Source organism: Pseudomonas sp. MDT2-39-1, from assembly GCF_054898085.1.
The window spans coordinates 1,565,426-1,581,301 of record NZ_CM142716.1; the positions used below are offsets into that span (position 1 = coordinate 1,565,426).

Below are 15,876 nucleotides of genomic sequence, written 5' to 3' on the forward strand. Positions count from 1 at the left end.
CAACTGATGAATGGAATCGATGAATGCGACAGGCGCGGCAATCCGTCTTTGGGTGATGCCGATGCGGGGCAGATGAGGGCCAAGGCCGAATACCTCATGAAGATTGGCATGCTGCTCGACACCGGTCAGTTGGGCAAGGCGGAAGCGGCGCAAAGGCTGGGGCTGTCAGCGAGTGAACTGGATGAAATTCTCGATGGGAACGTGCGCGATCTGACCGTGGCGAAGATCGCGGGCCGCTCCATGGCGAGCGACCCGACGGCGGCGGATCAAGCGTTCTGAGGCGTAATTGATCACGCCTCCATGAGTAGGGTGAGATGGCCTCCCTGCCCATGCACGATGCCAGACCCGTATCGCCAACATCACTAGATCCTACTGCTCTTTAAACGCCGGATTCTGGCGTTCTAACGATGCTTGTTCATAGTTGTAAGCCAGCGCCAGCAGTTGAGGTTCACTCCAGCGCTGGCCGAAAAAGAACACAGAGGTCGGCAACTCATCGTTGTTCATGCCCGACGGGACGGTAATGCCAGGGTAGCCAGCCACTGCGGCGCTGAATTGCGAATAGCCATCGGCATCGGCGAACAACGCATCCAGATTATGTTCAGCCAATTGCTCATCAATGGCAGCCTTGAAACTGGCATTGAGGATGCCGAACAACTCAGTTGCCTGCGAGTGGGTCATGTCCAGTTCGTTGATGTCCTTCAGCATCTGCTGCCCGTATCCTTCGGTGCCCGGATTGAGTACGTTGAAGTCGATCAACTGTTGAAGGGTCTGGATCGGCAATCCTTGGCGGCTGACGAGGTACTCGGGCAGTTCATGTTTCATGCCAGCCATGAGGGTGTTGAAGTAGCCATCGATATCCGGCAGTCGTACTTTCAACGGCACCAGGGTAGCGCCTTGCTCTTCCAGTGTGGCCAATGCCATCAGGAACTTAACGCCAGGTTGAAGAACAGAGCCGTTCGTACCGACGTACTCGGTCGGGTAACCGATTCTTTTGCCTTTCAATGTATCCGTGGCGAGCAGCGTGGTGTAGTCGACTCCCATCGGAGCATCGCCGGTTGCGGCATCCGTGACATCGGCGCCTTGCAGGGCATTGAACATCAGTGCGGCGTCACGAACGGTGCGCGTAAGGGTGCCGGGGGTGTCTTGCAGACGTGTGATGGGAATGATGCCTGATCGGCTGAACAATCCCAGTGTCGGCTTGACGCCAACTACCCCGTTGGCCGAAGCAGGGCAAGTGATCGAGCCGTTGGTTTCAGTGCCGATGGCCAACGGTGCAAAACCGGCAGCTACACCTGCTGCTGAACCAGAGCTGGACCCGCAGATTTCGCCACTTAATACGTGGGGATTTTTACCTTGGCCACCTCGGCCACTCCAACCATGTGGCAAGCCCATTTCCCGAACGTAGGCCCATTCGCTCATGTTGGTTTTACCGAGAATGACGGCACCTGCATCGCGCAGTTGTTTTACGACAAACGCATCGTTTGCCGCAGGCTGGCCGACCATGGCCAATGAGCCCGCGCTCGTTTGCATCTGGTCCGCAGTGTCGATGTTGTCCTTGAGCAGAACTGGAATGCCGTGCAGCGGGCCACGCACTTTTCCAGCCTGACGCTCCAGGTCTAACGCGGTGGCAATGTCGATGGCTTGAGGGTTGAGCTCAATGATCGCGTTGATCATCGGCCCTTGCTTATCCAGCGTGCTGATGCGCGCCTGCAAATATTCCACCAGCGTTACTGAGGTAAGTTCGTTACGTTCCATCCGCTCAGTGAGCTCGCTGACGCTCGCATATTCGAGCGTCTGAGCAGTGACTGCCCCTTTGCTGTCTGCAAATGCAGACCCGGTGGCCGATAGCAGAACGATCTGCGCCAGTGCCGTCATGCGGTTTCTTAAAAAATCCTTCATTTACAGCTTCCTTGTTATGGCTAATCACGAGTGAGTCATTTCACCCGCTGCAAAGCCTACCGAAGCCATAGGAAACGGCTGTCAGCTACAAGGAACCGCCTATGTAGGAAACTTCATCAATACTTGTAGCCGCTACAAGCCAAATGCCCTTTTTCCTTCACCGTACTTTCCATTTCCAACCACCATGCGTTCCCCCTCTGCGGGTACTTCACGTTGAACGCCTCACCCATTTGCGGTGTGGTGATCGACACATTGCGCTCCCAGGCCAATGCGAGGATCCGGTCGAAAGGCTCGAACCAGGCGTGCATCGACAAATCGAAGGTGCCGTTGTGAATCGGCAATAACCAGCGCCCTTTGAGGTCGATATGCGCTTGCAGGGTTTCTTCAGGCTGCATGTGAACGTGAGGCCACTCGACGTTGTAGGCGCCGCTTTCCATGAGGGTCAGGTCGAACGGGCCGTACTGTTCGCCGATGCGTTTGAAGCCATCGAAATAACCGCTGTCGCCGCTGAAGAAGATCCTCGTGTCGCCGTCGATCATCACCCACGAGGCCCAGAGCGTGCTGTTGCCATCGAACAGGCCACGACCGGAGAAGTGCTGCGACGGTGTGGCGATGAACTGCATGCCATCGACTTCCGTGCCCTGCCACCAATCCAGTTGGCGCACTTTGCTGGCATCGACTCCCCACTTGATCAGGGTGTCGCCCACGCCCAGTGGCGTCAGGAAGTACTTGGTCTTGTCCGCCAGTTTGAGCACGGCTTGATAATCGAGGTGGTCGTAGTGGTCGTGCGACAGGATCACCGCTTCGATCGGCGGCAATTCTTCGAGGCTGATCGGCGGTTGGTGGAAACGCTTGGGACCGGCCCACTGTACTGGGGAGGCGCGTTCGGCGAAGACCGGGTCGGTGATCCAGAATTTGTCTCGCAGTTTCAGCAGGACGGTGGAGTGGCCGAGGCGATAGACGCTGTGGTTGGGTGCAGCGATCAGCGCGGCCTGGGTCAGGGCTTGCACCGGGACGGGCGCTGTCGGGCGAGTGTTGCGCGGCTTGTGGAAAATCATGCTCCACATGATGCGCACCATTTTCCGAAAGCCTTCACGTTGCACGGGCGCATGATTGCGGAAGAGCCCTTCTGCCTGACGGGATGCTTCAGGCGTGGAGGCGTTGTCCGTAGGGGAAATCGAGTTGGCCATGACTGAGTAACTCCAGAAAAACCGCACAAAGCGGTTTTTCACGGTGGGAATAAATGGCCAAAGCACGCACGCATCAGCCGGAGATTCTATTTTTCCCTGTGCAGGATTAACAAAACATTACACTGCACAGTGTAGTTTCAAGGTTGCATCAAACCCGATCACAAGTAAACTGCTGAGTGTAATTCTCTTTATCTTCCTGCCGAAGCGTACTTATGACAGCTCCACAGCGCCTCACCGACCGTAAACGCGAAGCCATCATCCAGGCGGCGATTGCCGAATTCCGTGCCAACGGTTTCGACATCACCAGCATGGACAAGATCGCCGCCACTGCCGGCGTGTCGAAGCGCACGGTGTACAACCACTTCCCCAGCAAGGAAGAGTTGTTCGCCGAAATCCTCAATCAATTGTGGGCACGAGTGACCGCAGAGCAGGAAACGTCCTACCGCCCTGACCTGCCGCTGCGCGATCAAATGAGCCTGATGTTGAAGGCCAAACTGCAGATGCTGGGCGATGACAACTTCCTCGACCTGGCGCGTGTGGCGATCGCCGCCACCATTCATTCTCCCGAGCGCGCGCAGAACATGGTTGCCCGAATGGGTGAGCGTGAAGAAGGCCTGACCGTGTGGATCCGCGCCGCCCAGTCAGACGGTCGATTGAAACCGGTCGATCCCGAGTTTGCCGCGCAGCAAATTCAGGGAATGCTCAAATCCTTTGCGTTCTGGCCGCAGATTTCCATGGGGCTCCCGGCGCTGTCGGACGAGATGCAGATAACCGTGGTGGAGTCGGCGCTGGACATGTTCCTCGCCTGTTATCAGCGCTGAATCGATCTGCAATAAATGACAACGTCTGCCGATTGACCGGTCAAGGGTCGCTCTGAATACAACGCTGCAATGTGTTTCAGGATGAAACTGACGCTGGGGCTATAGTGAGCCTCAGTCCCAGCGCCCTGCAGAGAGCATCATGACCACGACGACCAACGAAACCGCCCCCGCCGCTCCCGTCGACCACCTGCGTTTTCACCGCGCTCATGCTCACTTGGCGCCGACGTTCGGCAACGACAAGTTTGCCCTGCGCGCCGAGGCATTTGCGCGGTTCTTCGGCACGCCGACCTTTCTTGGCGCCCAGACGCTGATCGTGGTGCTTTGGGTGTGTCTCAACATCTTTGGCGTGACCCACTTCGACGTTTATCCATTCATCCTGCTCAACCTGGCCTTCAGCCTGCAATCGGCTTACGCCGCCCCGCTGATTCTGTTGGCCCAGACACGGCAGGCGGCGCGGGACAAAGCCCAGTCCGACGCCGACGCCCTGCACCGGGAATCCCTCGCGGTAGCCAACACCGGACGCCTGGCACAATCGGCGCAGAACACCGCGCAACTGATGGCGTTGCTCGAGCAGAACACTCGGCTGACGGAAATGACCAAGACCCTGACTGAACGCATCGAAAACCTGACGTCGGAAATGCATCAGCATTTCGTGCGCAAGGATCAGCCAAAAGTTTAGCGCCCGGTCACGGCAATCGAAGCGCCCGCCCCAACTCATCGAACAACGTCACCACCGAGCGCAACGCACGGCAGTCCGGTCGGGTGAGCAACCAGAGTGCGGTGTCGTAACCGTGCAACGGGCCAGTCAATGGTTGCAATTCGTCACCGATCAAAAAGTCTGGCAACGCCGCGACGCCCAGTCCGGCCCGCACCAATTCGGTCACCGACAGCATGCTGTTGCAGCGATAACCAGGCGTCACGCCGGGCAATTGCTGGCGCCGCCAGGCAATGGTGGGATGGTCGGGAAGAAAGTCATCCGGCGCGATCCAGGTCAGTGAGGCCAAGTCTTCAGGATCGACCGATTTCAAGTACGCCGCGCTGGCACAGACCCGATAGGAAATATCCGCCAGACGTCGACCGACCAGATGCTCGGGCGGCGTGCGGGTGAGGCGCAAGGCGATGTCGGCATCGCGACGGCTGAGGTTGGCAAAGTCGTTGGAGGTGCTCAGCTCGAGGGTCAGCGCCGGGTAGGACGGCATGAACTGCGCCAGCGCCGGCAGCAACAACCCTTGCAGGACAGAATCGGTACAGGTCAACCGCACCGTGCCACTGATGACTTCACCGCCCTGCTCCACGCCAATACGCGCCGCTTCCAGCGCTTGTTCCGCCCGCTCAGCTTGTTCGGACAAGGTCTGTGCGAGCGTGGTCGGCAGGTAACCGGCGCGGCTTTTTTCGAACAGTTGCTGGCCCAGCGCGGCTTCCAGTCGGCGAACGGCGCGAAACACCGTCGAAACGTCAACCTTCAACAACGCGGATGCCCGGGCCAGAGAGCCGCCGCGCACCAAGGCGAGGATCAGCGCTAGGTCTGGATAGTCGAGTCGATAGTGCGTCGCTGCATTGATCACTTGGGATAACGCCAATATTGAATGCGTGAACGCCAATCTATAGTGGGTGCCAGGAATCAACAAGCGTCGAGATCACTCATGGAAACCACCGCAATCCGCATTGCCCTGATCGGTGACTACGACCCACAGGTCACCGCCCACCAAGCCATTCCCGTGGCCCTCGGCATGGCTGCCGAACGGCTGAAGCTGGACGTGCAATTCCAATGGCTGGCCACCGACAGCATCAATGCCGACACGCCCCTGAAGGATTTCGATGGCTTCTGGTGCGTGCCCGCCAGTCCTTACCGCGACATGGACGGCGCGTTACGGGCGATCCGTTTTGCCCGTGAACAGCAGCGACCGTTCCTCGGCACCTGTGGCGGGTTTCAACACGCCGTGCTTGAGTTCGCTCGAAATGTGCTGGGTTGGGAAGACGCCGAACACGGCGAAACCCATCCCGATGCAACGCGCCCGTTACTCACGCCGCTGGCCTGTTCATTGGTGGAAGCGACGGACAGCATTCACCTGGTTGATAGCTCGTTGATCGCCAAGGCGTATGAAAGCGCTGATATCGTTGAGGGATATCGCTGCCGCTATGGCGTGAATCCGCAATTCGAACGTGAGTTATTGACGCAAAAACTGTACGCCGTTGGCCATGACTCGACCGGCGACTTGCGGGCGGTGGAACTCATAGGTCATCCGTTCTTTGTCGCCACCCTGTTCCAACCTGAACGCGCCGCGCTCAAAGGCACGCTGCCGCCGCTGGTCCGCGCCTTGATCGAAGCCTGCAAAAGGCAAAAATCATGATCGCCGATACACCATCGGCGCCTTACTACGCGGTGATTTTTACTTCGCTGCGCACCGACGGCGATCACGGTTACGCCGAGGCCGCCGAACGCATGGTGGAACTCGCCCGTGAGCAGCCGGGGTTTCTCGGTGTGGAATCGGCTCGGGGCGGGGATGGGCTGGGGATTACGGTGTCTTACTGGGCCAGCGAGGCGGCGATACTGGCGTGGAAGCATCATCCCGAGCACAGTGAGATTCGCGAGCGTGGGCGGTCGACGTGGTATTCGGCGTGTCATACGCGGGTGTGCAGGGTTGAGCGGGCGTATGCGTTCAAGACAGCAACATGATGCGGTGTTCTTTAGGCCGTCTCGCGGGCAAGCCTCGCTCCTACAGAGGGCACCGATAACCTGTAGGAGCGAGCGGTGCGGCGATCCGGCTTGCCCGCGAAGAGGCCAGAGCAAACAACACAAAAACCTCAGCCCTGAACAAGACTCCGCACCGCCGAAATCTCCGGCACTTCCCGCCGATTCATGTACACCCGCAACGGCTCGGTCACATTAATCCGGTCATCAATATTCTGATCCAGCAACAACTGAATCAACTCACGCTTGAGCGTCATGGCCTGCGCCGGCCCCTCTGACCAGACAAATTCACTCGTGGGAATAATCCCGTCATCAGCCACGTCCATACCAAACGAGTCTTCGCTGAAACGCACAATGTAGTGGCCGGTCTTGCGATTGAGGCCGACGAAGCCTTTGAGTTGGTCGGCGGCCTGGCAGATAAGCTCGGAAGTGATGCGCATATAAACCTCACAAAAGGTCGTTAACGACCGGTGAACGATGGTTTACACGCAAGGGGAGCAATCGGATTTCCCTCTGCCGGGGAAACGCCAGGGCCAAGAGTACTGCAAAGAACTGCACAAAAGCGCTGAAAAAATCTGCTTTAAACACGTTTATGTCGGTCTGGCGATAGCGCTGGCGGCGCTCAGTTGTTAAAAGAGACGTCTTTGAAAACTCAACGCGAAAGGACCTCGACCATGCCAGTTACCTTCACCAAAAGCGCCCTGCTGCTGAGCATGCTGCTCGGCCTCGGCCAGGCACAGGCCGCCAACGAGCCCAGCCCGACAGCTCTGGCGACCCATTTGGGCATCCCGCATCCGGCGGTCATCGCCCACCGCGGCGCTTCGTTCGATGCACCGGAATCCACCGCAGCGGCCTACAAACTGGCCCGTGATCTGGGCGTCGACTACCTGGAAATGGATCTGCAACGCAGCAAGGACGGCGTGCTGTTCGCCCTGCACGACAACAACCTGCAACGCACCACCGACGTCGCCACAAAATTCCCCGATCGCAAGGACAGCCCGGCCAACGCGTTCACCATCGCCGAACTGAAAACCCTGGATGCCGGCAGCTGGTTCAACACCGCCTACCCGGATCGCGCACGCCCCTCCTTCGTCGGCCTGAAGATTCTGACCCTCGACGAAATCATCGACATCGCCCAGGGCAATCCGCTGCACAAGCCAGGCCTGTACATCGAAACAAAAGAGCCGAAGCAATTTCCCGGTATCGAAAGCGACCTCAAGGATAAATTGCAGGATCGCGGCTGGCTGAGCCCGGCCGGTTCCAAACTGGCGAAAAGCAATCTGTCCGTCGGCCAGGGCAAAGGCAAAGTCGTGCTGCAAACCTTCGAGAAGAGCAGCCTCGAACTGCTTGAGAAGGAAATGCCGCAAGTGCCGAAGATCCTGTTGCTGTGGGTCGGCGAAGGCAGTATCGAACCGAAATCCAAAGTGACGTTTGCCGAGTCCGGCGACAAGGACAAGGACAAGGCGACTTACTACGCCAAACAGGAACCGAAAGACAAAGCCGAATTCCAGCAGTGGGTCGAGTACGCCAAGGCCCAGGGTGCAATTGGTACCGGCCCTTCGGCCGCGTTGACCAAGGGTGGCGATCAGAGCTATTCGGACCTGGTGCAACCGTGGATGAACCAGTACACCCACGATCAGGGCCTGCTGGTACACGTCTACACCATCGACGAAGCGGTTGATTACCAGAAAGTCATGGAGGCCGGCGTCGATGGCATCTTCACCAACCGCGCCAGCGAATTGCTGAAGTTTTATAAACGCCCGGCGGCGGGCACCGTCGCGCAATTGCTGCAGAACAACGGCTACTAATCGGTCGCTGACACGACACCGCGTCGACTTCTTCGCGGGCAAGTCGGATCGCCGCCCGCTCGCTCCTACAGGATTTTTGGATGCCGATATTTTTGTGGCAAACCCGGATCCTGTAGGAGCGAGCGGGCGGCGATCCGACTTGCCCGCGAAAGCTTCCAAACGACACGGTCATTGGAATTAAGGCTGAATTAAGTTGCCGTCGTTAATCTGGCCCCACTTAAACAGATCACCCCAAGGAAAGAATCTCATGAAAACCCTGACTGCCCTGTTCACTGCCGCTGCCCTGACCCTCACTGCTGGCCTGGCGCAGGCTGACGTTCGCGTCGACCAGATCCCTGAGCTGGTCAAGAGCGGGAAGATCAAGCCACTGGAAGAAATGAACCAGGCGGCGCTGAAACTGCATCCGGGTGCGACCATCACCGACACCGACCTGGACAACCACTTCAACAACTACGAGTACGAAGTGGAACTGAAAACCGCTGACGGCAAAGAATTTGACGTCGACTTCGATGCCACCACCGGTAAAGTCCTGAGCGACAAGCAAGACACCTGATACCCGTATAAAACAAAGCCGCACGATCTTCGGATCGCGCGGCTTTTTTGCATGTCGGATTCACACAATGAAGGCGCGCCAACGCGGCACCGGCCCGTTAGAATCCCTCAACGGTGTTCACGCAGATATTGATTGATATGGGGCAAACAGCGGCAGCAGACATTGCCACGATCAGTCGGATCAGCGCGGTGCCGGCGATTCTCCAGGTGATCCGTGAGTTGACGGGGTTGCGCTTCGCCGCAGTGGCGCGTGTCACCGAAGACTCGTGGACCGCGTGCGCTGTACTCGATCAATTGGACTTCGGTTTGCAAGTCGGCGGCGAGTTGGATGTGGTCACGACCCTGTGCCACGAAATTCGCCAGGCGCATCATCCGGTGGTGATCGACAACGCCAGTGAAGACCCGCTCTACCGTGATCACCACACGCCTCGCCTCTATCAATTCGAAAGCTACATCGCGGTGCCGATCTTCCGCACCGATGGACGCTTTTTCGGCACCATCTGCGCCCTTGACCCCAATCCTGCGCCGCTCACGTCCAGCACGATCCAGAGCACCATGGAATCCTTTGCGCGGATGCTGGCGCTGCAGATCGAGGCCGAAGAGAACCTGCAAAAAACCGAAGCGGCATTGAGGGCGGAACGCAAAACCGCCGAGTTGCGCGAGCAATTCATCGCCGTGCTCGGTCATGACCTGCGCAACCCCTTGTTCGCCATCAGCGCCGGCGCCGAAATGCTCCTGCGCAAACTCCCCGACCCAGCCAATCAGCAACGGGCCCGGCACATCCTCACCAGCGCCCGACGTGCGACCAAACTGGTCGATGACGTACTGGATTTCGCCCGCGGCGCTTTGGGTCAGGGTATCCCGGTAAACGTCGAGCCGTGCCCGGATCTTGAGAACGCATTGCGGCATGTGATTTCTGAAGTCCAGAGCGTCCACCCCGAACGCACCCTTCGCACCTCCATTGGCGACCTGCACAGCATTGCGTGCGATCGCGAGCGGGTCGCGCAACTGCTTTCCAATCTGGTGGCGAACGCCGTTGCCCACGGCGATCCTGACGGCGCGGTAGACGTCAGCGCGCAGATCAAGGATGAACAGTTTGTACTGAGCGTGAAAAATCAGGGGCAGATTGCCGAGGCCGCGCTACCGCATTTGTTCCGCCCCTATTCGCGACCGGCCAGCGGAACACCGCAGACCGGCCTCGGGTTGGGGTTGTACATTGCCAGTCAGATTGCGCAGTCCCATGGCGGGAAGCTGGAAGTACGCTCGACGGAGTTGGACGGCACGCTGTTTACGTTCAGCCTGCCGGCGGCAATATCCAGAGTCGAATCACTTGACCAGGATGACCAGATGCTCTGAGCGAAAGATCATATCGCCTCTGGTCACTTCATAACGGATTGTCGCTAACCCCGCCAAAACGAAGGATTTCAGTACATAAAAATGTACCGGGTTTTCCTCTTCGATCGCAGTGACTTTGTGATCGAAAACAGTTTGGGTTGATGTTGTGGATTTCCACTCAACCACAACATGATCACCCGTTTTCAAACCTTGACCGCTTTCGATGAATGCACGCAGACCTGGTTCAGTGGGTACGGACACCTCACCTTCGTATTCCTGGCCCTCGACTGGCTTCATGCTCGGAATGACCAACTTGCTCAACAATTCATGTGTAGACATGGGAAAACTCCTGATCGAGAAATAGCGCAAGGGCGCTGCCTCGCTCATCAAGCCCTCGGGAGCCTCAATCGTCTACTGTCAGATCTAACAGGTACTTCCTGAATCAAGGGGTTTAAAACGGCAAATCCGACCAACGGTTATGCACACTGAACTAACCGCCTTCGACTTCGGTTATCCGCCCTTGGGATTACTGTGTACCGACTCGATAACCGACCCGGTACACAGCCCTTTCCATTACGCGCTCAACCGCGCCGTCACTTCATTCAACTGCCCCGACAACCCGTGCAAATTGCGGCCGGCCGCTTCTGTGCGCTGCACGTTGTCCAGATTGGTACTGGCGATGCTGGTGATTTCGGTGAGGTTGCGCGAGATGTCCTCGGCCACTGAAGTCTGCTCTTCGGCGGCGGTGGCGATCTGGCGGTTCATGTCGCGAATGGCTTCCACGGCGAGGGTGATCCGCTCCAGCATCGCGCCGGCCTGGGTCACTTGCTCGACGCTTTCTTCACTGCGCGACTGCCCGCTTTCAATCGCCTGAGCCGCGTCCACCGCGCCGGTTTGCACGGTCTGGATGATCTGGTTGATCTCGATGATCGACGCCGCCGTGCGCTGGGCGAGGCTGCGCACTTCATCGGCCACCACGGCAAAACCGCGTCCGGCTTCACCGGCACGGGCCGCTTCGATCGCTGCGTTGAGCGCCAGCAGGTTGGTTTGCTCGGCGATGCCACGAATCACTTCCAGCACCTTGCCGATGCGTCCGCTGTCGGTTTCCAGTTGGCGGATGACCGTGGCGGTGTTGGCGATTTCGCCGCGCATCTGGGTGATGGTGTGAATGGTGCCCTGCATGACTTTTTCGCCGTGTTGGGCGGACTGGTCGGCATCATCGGCGGCACGTGCCGCATCGGCGGCGTGACGTGCGACTTCCTGTGCGGTGGCAGACATTTCGTTCATTGCCGTGGCCACCTGATCGGTGCGGTTGAACTGCTCGTTGGTGCCGCTGGCCATGAGGCCGGCGATCGAATTCAGCTCACCGCTGGCGCTGTCCAGATCCTTGGCGCTGCGCTGCAAACGGCTGAAGGTTTCGGCGAGAAAATCACGCAGGGTGTTGGCCGCGACCGCCAGCTTGCCCAGCTCATCCTGACGGGTGCTGGCCACGCGCTCGGCGAACTTGCCCTGGCTGAGTTGCGCCACGTACTCGATCAGTTTGCGAATCGGTTCGACCAGGTTGCGGTTGACCAGCCACAGGCTCAACAGCCCGATCAACAGACCCGAGGCGAGCATCACGATGAGCCCCAGCAATACCGTGCGATCGGCGTCGACGCTGATCAGCTTCGATTGCTCGACGCCCTGCTTGCGCAATTCGCTGACCAGTTCGCTCATCTGATCGCTGGTTGCCCTGTCCACGCCTTTGACGGCCTTATCGCCCGCCGTCGGGTCGGCACCAGCCGCCACGTACGCATCACGGCCCTTCTGATAGGCGGCGCCCAGCTGACGGTGTTCGTCGCGCAGGCGTTCGATGCGGGTCTTGAGTTGCGGCTCAATACCCTTCTGGCCGGCCAGTACACCGAGAATGCTTTGCACATCGCGCTGACGGTCTTCAAATTGCTTCCAGTATTTGTCCAGGTCAGCCGGTTGCTTGCCACGCAGCAGGACGTTTTTCCATTCCTGCACCTGCACCTTGAATTGCAGGTTGGCTTCGTCGATCAATTGCGAGGTGTGCAACGGACCGTCGATCAGATTCGCATAGCTCTGAACGCCGCTGGACAGGAAGTGAAAGCAAGCCAGGGCGATCAACAGCATCGCCAACAGGCTGCCGCTCAGCAAGGCGAGGATTTGTGCTCTCAGGGATTTTTGCAGCATCGAGTGATACTCATGACAGGGGTGAGACACGCAGCAAACACAGCGTGAAAGGTGTCCGGACATCCCTGTCTGAAACTTGGCTCTTGGCCGAAGCCGCGCAAGGTAACTTAAGCAAGATCGGCGTGCCAGAGCGGTTCTTGAATCAATTCCGACCACCGGCAATGCAATCGTTTGCGGTTATTTTATCGTCACAAAAACGTCATCCAGGCTTGCGATGATGCGGCTCAAGTGAACCTGTAAAACCCGCCGTAACGCGACCTTGTAATTGAATGGACTCGCCCAAGCCGAGGCGGCTGTGCAGCAGTCGTGAAATCAGGCGATGCGTTGCGTCAGGAAGACCGCATGCTCAGGTTTGACGACTGCTGCGCAGCCGAACGCAGGCTTCGCCAGCTGCTACATAAAGCGACCGACAGTGCTTCCTTCCGCGAGCCACAAGCGACCGACCGCGCCTCCTTCAGCGAGCCCTCATGAACCACAGCATCGACCAAAGCCATCGCGCCCCGGACCTCTTCGGTCTGCTCTACGGTTTCAGTTTTCGCCCCGGCGAGCGTGGTCGGGAGATTGATTCGGCCAAGGCGTTGCAATGCCTTCAACAGCCGGACGAGGGTGACGAGTTTCTGTGGCTGCACCTGAACCTGGCGCATGCCGCGTGCGAGCGCTGGATGAAAAGCCATCTGGAATTACCGGACGAGTTTTTCGAAGCCTTGCACGAAGGTTCACGATCCACGCGGATCGAGCATGTGGATTCGGCGTTGCTGGCGGTGGTCAACGATGTGGTGTTTAACCTCAGCAGCATGGTTTCGTCCGATGTGTCGACGCTGTGGGTCTGTGCCCGCAGTCGGCTGATCATCAGCGCCCGCCTGCAACCGCTGCACTCGGTGGACAAGCTGCGTTCCTCGGTGAAGGCCGGCGAGTGCTTTCGTTCACCGCTGGAATTGCTGGTGCATTTGCTGCGCGATCAGGGCGAAGTGCTGACCCAGATCGTGCGCAAGACCAGCCTCAGTGTCGATCAGATCGAAGATGAGTTGTTGTCGTCGCGGCTGTCCACCAACCGTGCCGAACTCGGTGCCAATCGCCGGGTACTGGTGCGCCTGCAACGCTTGTTGGCGCTGGAGCCGGGGTCGTTGTTGCGATTGCTCAACCGGCCGCCGCAGTGGTTGCAGAAGGAGGACGTCAAGGAGCTGCGAAAGTCCACCGAGGAGTTTGCGCTGATCATCAACGACCTCACGGCGCTCGGTGAGCGGATCAAGTTGTTGCAGGAAGAGATCGCGGCCAACTTGAATGAGCAGAGCAACCGCACGCTGTTCACCCTGACCGTGGTGACGGTGCTGGCGCTGCCGATCAACATCATTGCCGGCTTCTTTGGCATGAACGTCGGCGGGGTGCCGCTTTCGGGGGATCCGGAGGGGTTCTGGATTCTGGTGGCGCTGGTCGCGACGTTTACCGTGATTGCGGGGCGTTGGGCGTTTCGTAAGCGCCAGGATTATTAATCTTTCAAATCCGGCACTCCACTTGTAGGCGCGAGGCTTGCCCGCGAAGGCGTTTTACCTGATATACCGCCTTCGCGGGCAAGCCTCGCTCCTACAGGGACCGTGGTGAATTCTGATTAACGGATAAGCAAAAACCCCAAATCCTGACGCAGGGCAGTTTCTCTGTAACATTTGGCAACGATCATGACGAACACACCTTCCCTCCTCAGGAATGTCCGTCATGGCTACGCCTTCCTACACAGCCGAAACGCAGGCTCCCGCCAGTAGCGCCAGACCGCAACTCGATAAAAAACCCAGCCTGTTCACCCTCGTGGTGTTTTTCGGGGTACTGGCCAGCGGACTGTTGTTCACCGCTTACAGCCTGATGCACGACATGCACGAACTCGGCACGGTGGTCACCACCTGGACGCCGTTTCTGCTGTTGAGCGTGGCATTGCTGATCGCTCTGGGCTTTGAGTTCGTCAACGGTTTCCACGACACCGCCAACGCCGTGGCCACGGTGATTTACACCAACTCGCTGCCGCCGAATTTCGCCGTGGCCTGGTCCGGGTTCTTCAACTTTCTGGGGGTGCTGCTGTCGAGTGGTGCGGTGGCGTTCGGCATCATCGCCCTGCTGCCCGTGGAGCTGATTCTGCAAGTCGGGTCCTCCGCCGGTTTCGCGATGATCTTCGCCCTGTTGATCGCGGCGATCCTGTGGAACCTCGGCACCTGGTGGCTGGGTTTGCCGGCCTCCTCGTCACACACCTTGATCGGTTCGATCATCGGTGTCGGCGTGGCCAATGCCCTGATGCATGGCCATGACGGCACCAGCGGCGTGGACTGGGCACAGGCGACCAAGATCGGTTATGCGTTGCTATTGTCACCGCTGGTTGGCTTCGGCTTTGCCGCGTTATTGCTGCTGGTCTTGCGTGCGTTCGTCAAGAATCGCGCGCTGTACAAGGCACCGGTCGGCGACACGCCACCGCCGTGGTGGATTCGCGGCATGTTGATTGTGACCTGCACCGGCGTCTCGTTCGCCCACGGTTCCAACGACGGCCAGAAAGGCATGGGCCTGATCATGTTGATTCTGGTCGGCACGCTGCCGATGGCCTATGCGCTGAACCGCACCATGCCGGCCGACCAGGCGCTGCAGTTCGCCGCCGTCGCCGAAGTCACCCAGCAAGCGCTGGTGAAAAGCGCACCGATGCCGGCCCCGGCCGATCCGCGTCCGGTGCTCTCTGAATACGTGCGCAGCAAGGAAGCCACGCCACAACTGATCCCTGCCCTCGCAGCCCTCACTGGCAGCATCGGTGCGCAGGTCAAGGGTTACGGTTCGCTGTCCAAAGTCCCCGCCGAGGCCGTGGGCAACGTGCGCAACGACATGTACCTGACCAGCGAAACCATTCGCCTGATGGACAAGAACAAGGTCGGCAACTTCGACGCCGACACCAGCAGCAAACTGCAACTGTTCAAGCAACAGATCGACAACTCGACGCGCTTCATTCCGCTGTGGGTGAAGATCGCCGTGGCGATTGCGCTCGGGCTGGGCACCATGGTCGGCTGGAAGCGCATCGTGGTGACGGTCGGCGAGAAGATCGGCAAGACCCACCTGACCTACGCCCAGGGTGCCTCGGCGGAAACCGTGGCCATGCTGACCATCGGCGCGGCCGACATGTTCGGATTGCCGGTGTCGACCACTCACGTGTTGTCCTCGGGGGTCGCCGGGAGCATGGTCGCCAACGGCGGCGGCTTGCAGATGAGGACCATCCGCAACCTGCTGATGGCCTGGGTGCTGACCTTGCCGGCAGCGACTCTGTTGTCGGGCAGCCTTTACTGGCTGTTCACCCAAATGTTCTAACCGCAACACAAACCCCTGTAGGAGCGAGGCTTGCCCGCGAAGAACGATAACTCGGT

The 15,876-nt window shown here is 58.8% G+C and carries 16 protein-coding genes; 10 read left to right on the forward strand and 6 right to left on the reverse strand.

What is annotated here, in order from left to right; genetic code table 11:
• Positions 1-6: 6 nt before the first annotated feature.
• Complete coding sequence (locus ACYZTM_RS07720) at positions 7-279, forward strand: XRE family transcriptional regulator (protein ID WP_131059706.1); 273 nt, start codon at positions 7-9, stop codon at positions 277-279.
• Positions 280-369: 90 nt separating this feature from the next.
• Here the strand turns inward: ACYZTM_RS07720 and ACYZTM_RS07725 are convergent, their stop codons facing one another.
• Both ACYZTM_RS07725 and ACYZTM_RS07730 read right to left on the reverse strand, forming a co-directional pair.
• Positions 370-1,899 (reverse strand): amidase family protein, encoded by a 1,530-nt coding sequence (locus tag ACYZTM_RS07725; RefSeq protein WP_131059707.1) that lies wholly within the window; start codon positions 1,897-1,899, stop codon positions 370-372.
• A 116-nt stretch (positions 1,900-2,015) separates the two neighbouring features.
• The gene (locus ACYZTM_RS07730) at positions 2,016-3,089 is read right to left on the reverse strand and encodes an MBL fold metallo-hydrolase (protein WP_131059708.1); all 1,074 of its coding nucleotides are present in this window, start codon (positions 3,087-3,089) and stop codon (positions 2,016-2,018) included.
• Positions 3,090-3,301: 212 nt separating this feature from the next.
• Here ACYZTM_RS07730 and ACYZTM_RS07735 point away from each other — a divergent pair, with 212 nt between their 5' ends.
• A complete protein-coding gene (locus tag ACYZTM_RS07735; protein WP_131059709.1) occupies positions 3,302-3,910 on the forward strand; it encodes a TetR/AcrR family transcriptional regulator in 609 nt (202 codons plus the stop codon).
• A gap of 139 nt (positions 3,911-4,049) precedes the next feature.
• Positions 4,050-4,589, forward strand: a complete 540-nt coding sequence (locus ACYZTM_RS07740; RefSeq protein ID WP_461987959.1) for a DUF1003 domain-containing protein — start codon at positions 4,050-4,052, stop codon at positions 4,587-4,589.
• A 7-nt stretch (positions 4,590-4,596) separates the two neighbouring features.
• Here the strand turns inward: ACYZTM_RS07740 and ACYZTM_RS07745 are convergent, their stop codons facing one another.
• On the reverse strand, positions 4,597-5,538 hold the full coding sequence (locus ACYZTM_RS07745; protein WP_131059711.1) for a LysR family transcriptional regulator: 942 nt from the start codon (positions 5,536-5,538) through the stop codon (positions 4,597-4,599).
• Positions 5,539-5,553: 15 nt separating this feature from the next.
• Here ACYZTM_RS07745 and ACYZTM_RS07750 point away from each other — a divergent pair, with 15 nt between their 5' ends.
• The gene (locus ACYZTM_RS07750) at positions 5,554-6,261 is read left to right on the forward strand and encodes a CTP synthase C-terminal region-related (seleno)protein (RefSeq protein WP_131059712.1); all 708 of its coding nucleotides are present in this window, start codon (positions 5,554-5,556) and stop codon (positions 6,259-6,261) included.
• Positions 6,258-6,587, forward strand: coding sequence for an antibiotic biosynthesis monooxygenase family protein (locus tag ACYZTM_RS07755; protein WP_461987962.1), 330 nt, complete (start codon positions 6,258-6,260; stop codon positions 6,585-6,587). Before ACYZTM_RS07750 ends, ACYZTM_RS07755 begins: the two co-directional genes overlap by 4 nt.
• 128 nt (positions 6,588-6,715) lie before the next feature.
• Here ACYZTM_RS07755 and ACYZTM_RS07760 read toward each other — a convergent pair whose 3' ends face one another.
• Positions 6,716-7,042, reverse strand: coding sequence for a DUF2025 family protein (locus ACYZTM_RS07760; protein WP_461987964.1), 327 nt, complete (start codon positions 7,040-7,042; stop codon positions 6,716-6,718).
• Between the two features lie 234 nt (positions 7,043-7,276).
• Between ACYZTM_RS07760 and ACYZTM_RS07765 the strand changes: the two genes are divergently transcribed.
• From ACYZTM_RS07765 to ACYZTM_RS07775, 3 genes are all read left to right on the forward strand, one after another.
• Positions 7,277-8,410: a glycerophosphodiester phosphodiesterase gene (locus ACYZTM_RS07765; protein WP_461987967.1), complete on the forward strand. Its 1,134-nt coding sequence runs from the start codon at positions 7,277-7,279 to the stop codon at positions 8,408-8,410.
• A 247-nt stretch (positions 8,411-8,657) separates the two neighbouring features.
• Entirely contained in the window at positions 8,658-8,963 is a 306-nt protein-coding gene (locus tag ACYZTM_RS07770) for a PepSY domain-containing protein (protein WP_010457288.1), read from the forward strand.
• 137 nt (positions 8,964-9,100) lie between these two features.
• A complete protein-coding gene (locus tag ACYZTM_RS07775; protein ID WP_461989112.1) occupies positions 9,101-10,318 on the forward strand; it encodes a GAF domain-containing sensor histidine kinase in 1,218 nt (405 codons plus the stop codon).
• Here ACYZTM_RS07775 and ACYZTM_RS07780 read toward each other — a convergent pair.
• Positions 10,289-10,636, reverse strand: a complete 348-nt coding sequence (locus tag ACYZTM_RS07780; protein WP_461987970.1) for a hypothetical protein — start codon at positions 10,634-10,636, stop codon at positions 10,289-10,291. The two genes, ACYZTM_RS07775 and ACYZTM_RS07780, sit on opposite strands and share 30 nt — an antisense overlap.
• Positions 10,637-10,870: 234 nt before the next feature.
• On the reverse strand, positions 10,871-12,493 hold the full coding sequence (locus ACYZTM_RS07785; protein WP_461987972.1) for a methyl-accepting chemotaxis protein: 1,623 nt from the start codon (positions 12,491-12,493) through the stop codon (positions 10,871-10,873).
• A gap of 467 nt (positions 12,494-12,960) precedes the next feature.
• On the opposite strand from ACYZTM_RS07785, the gene ACYZTM_RS07790 reads away from it, so the two are divergent.
• On the forward strand, positions 12,961-13,983 hold the full coding sequence (locus ACYZTM_RS07790) for a transporter (protein ID WP_131059717.1): 1,023 nt from the start codon (positions 12,961-12,963) through the stop codon (positions 13,981-13,983).
• Between the two features lie 220 nt (positions 13,984-14,203).
• Entirely contained in the window at positions 14,204-15,820 is a 1,617-nt protein-coding gene (locus ACYZTM_RS07795; protein ID WP_461987974.1) for an inorganic phosphate transporter, read from the forward strand.
• The last annotated feature ends 56 nt before the right edge of the window (positions 15,821-15,876 follow it).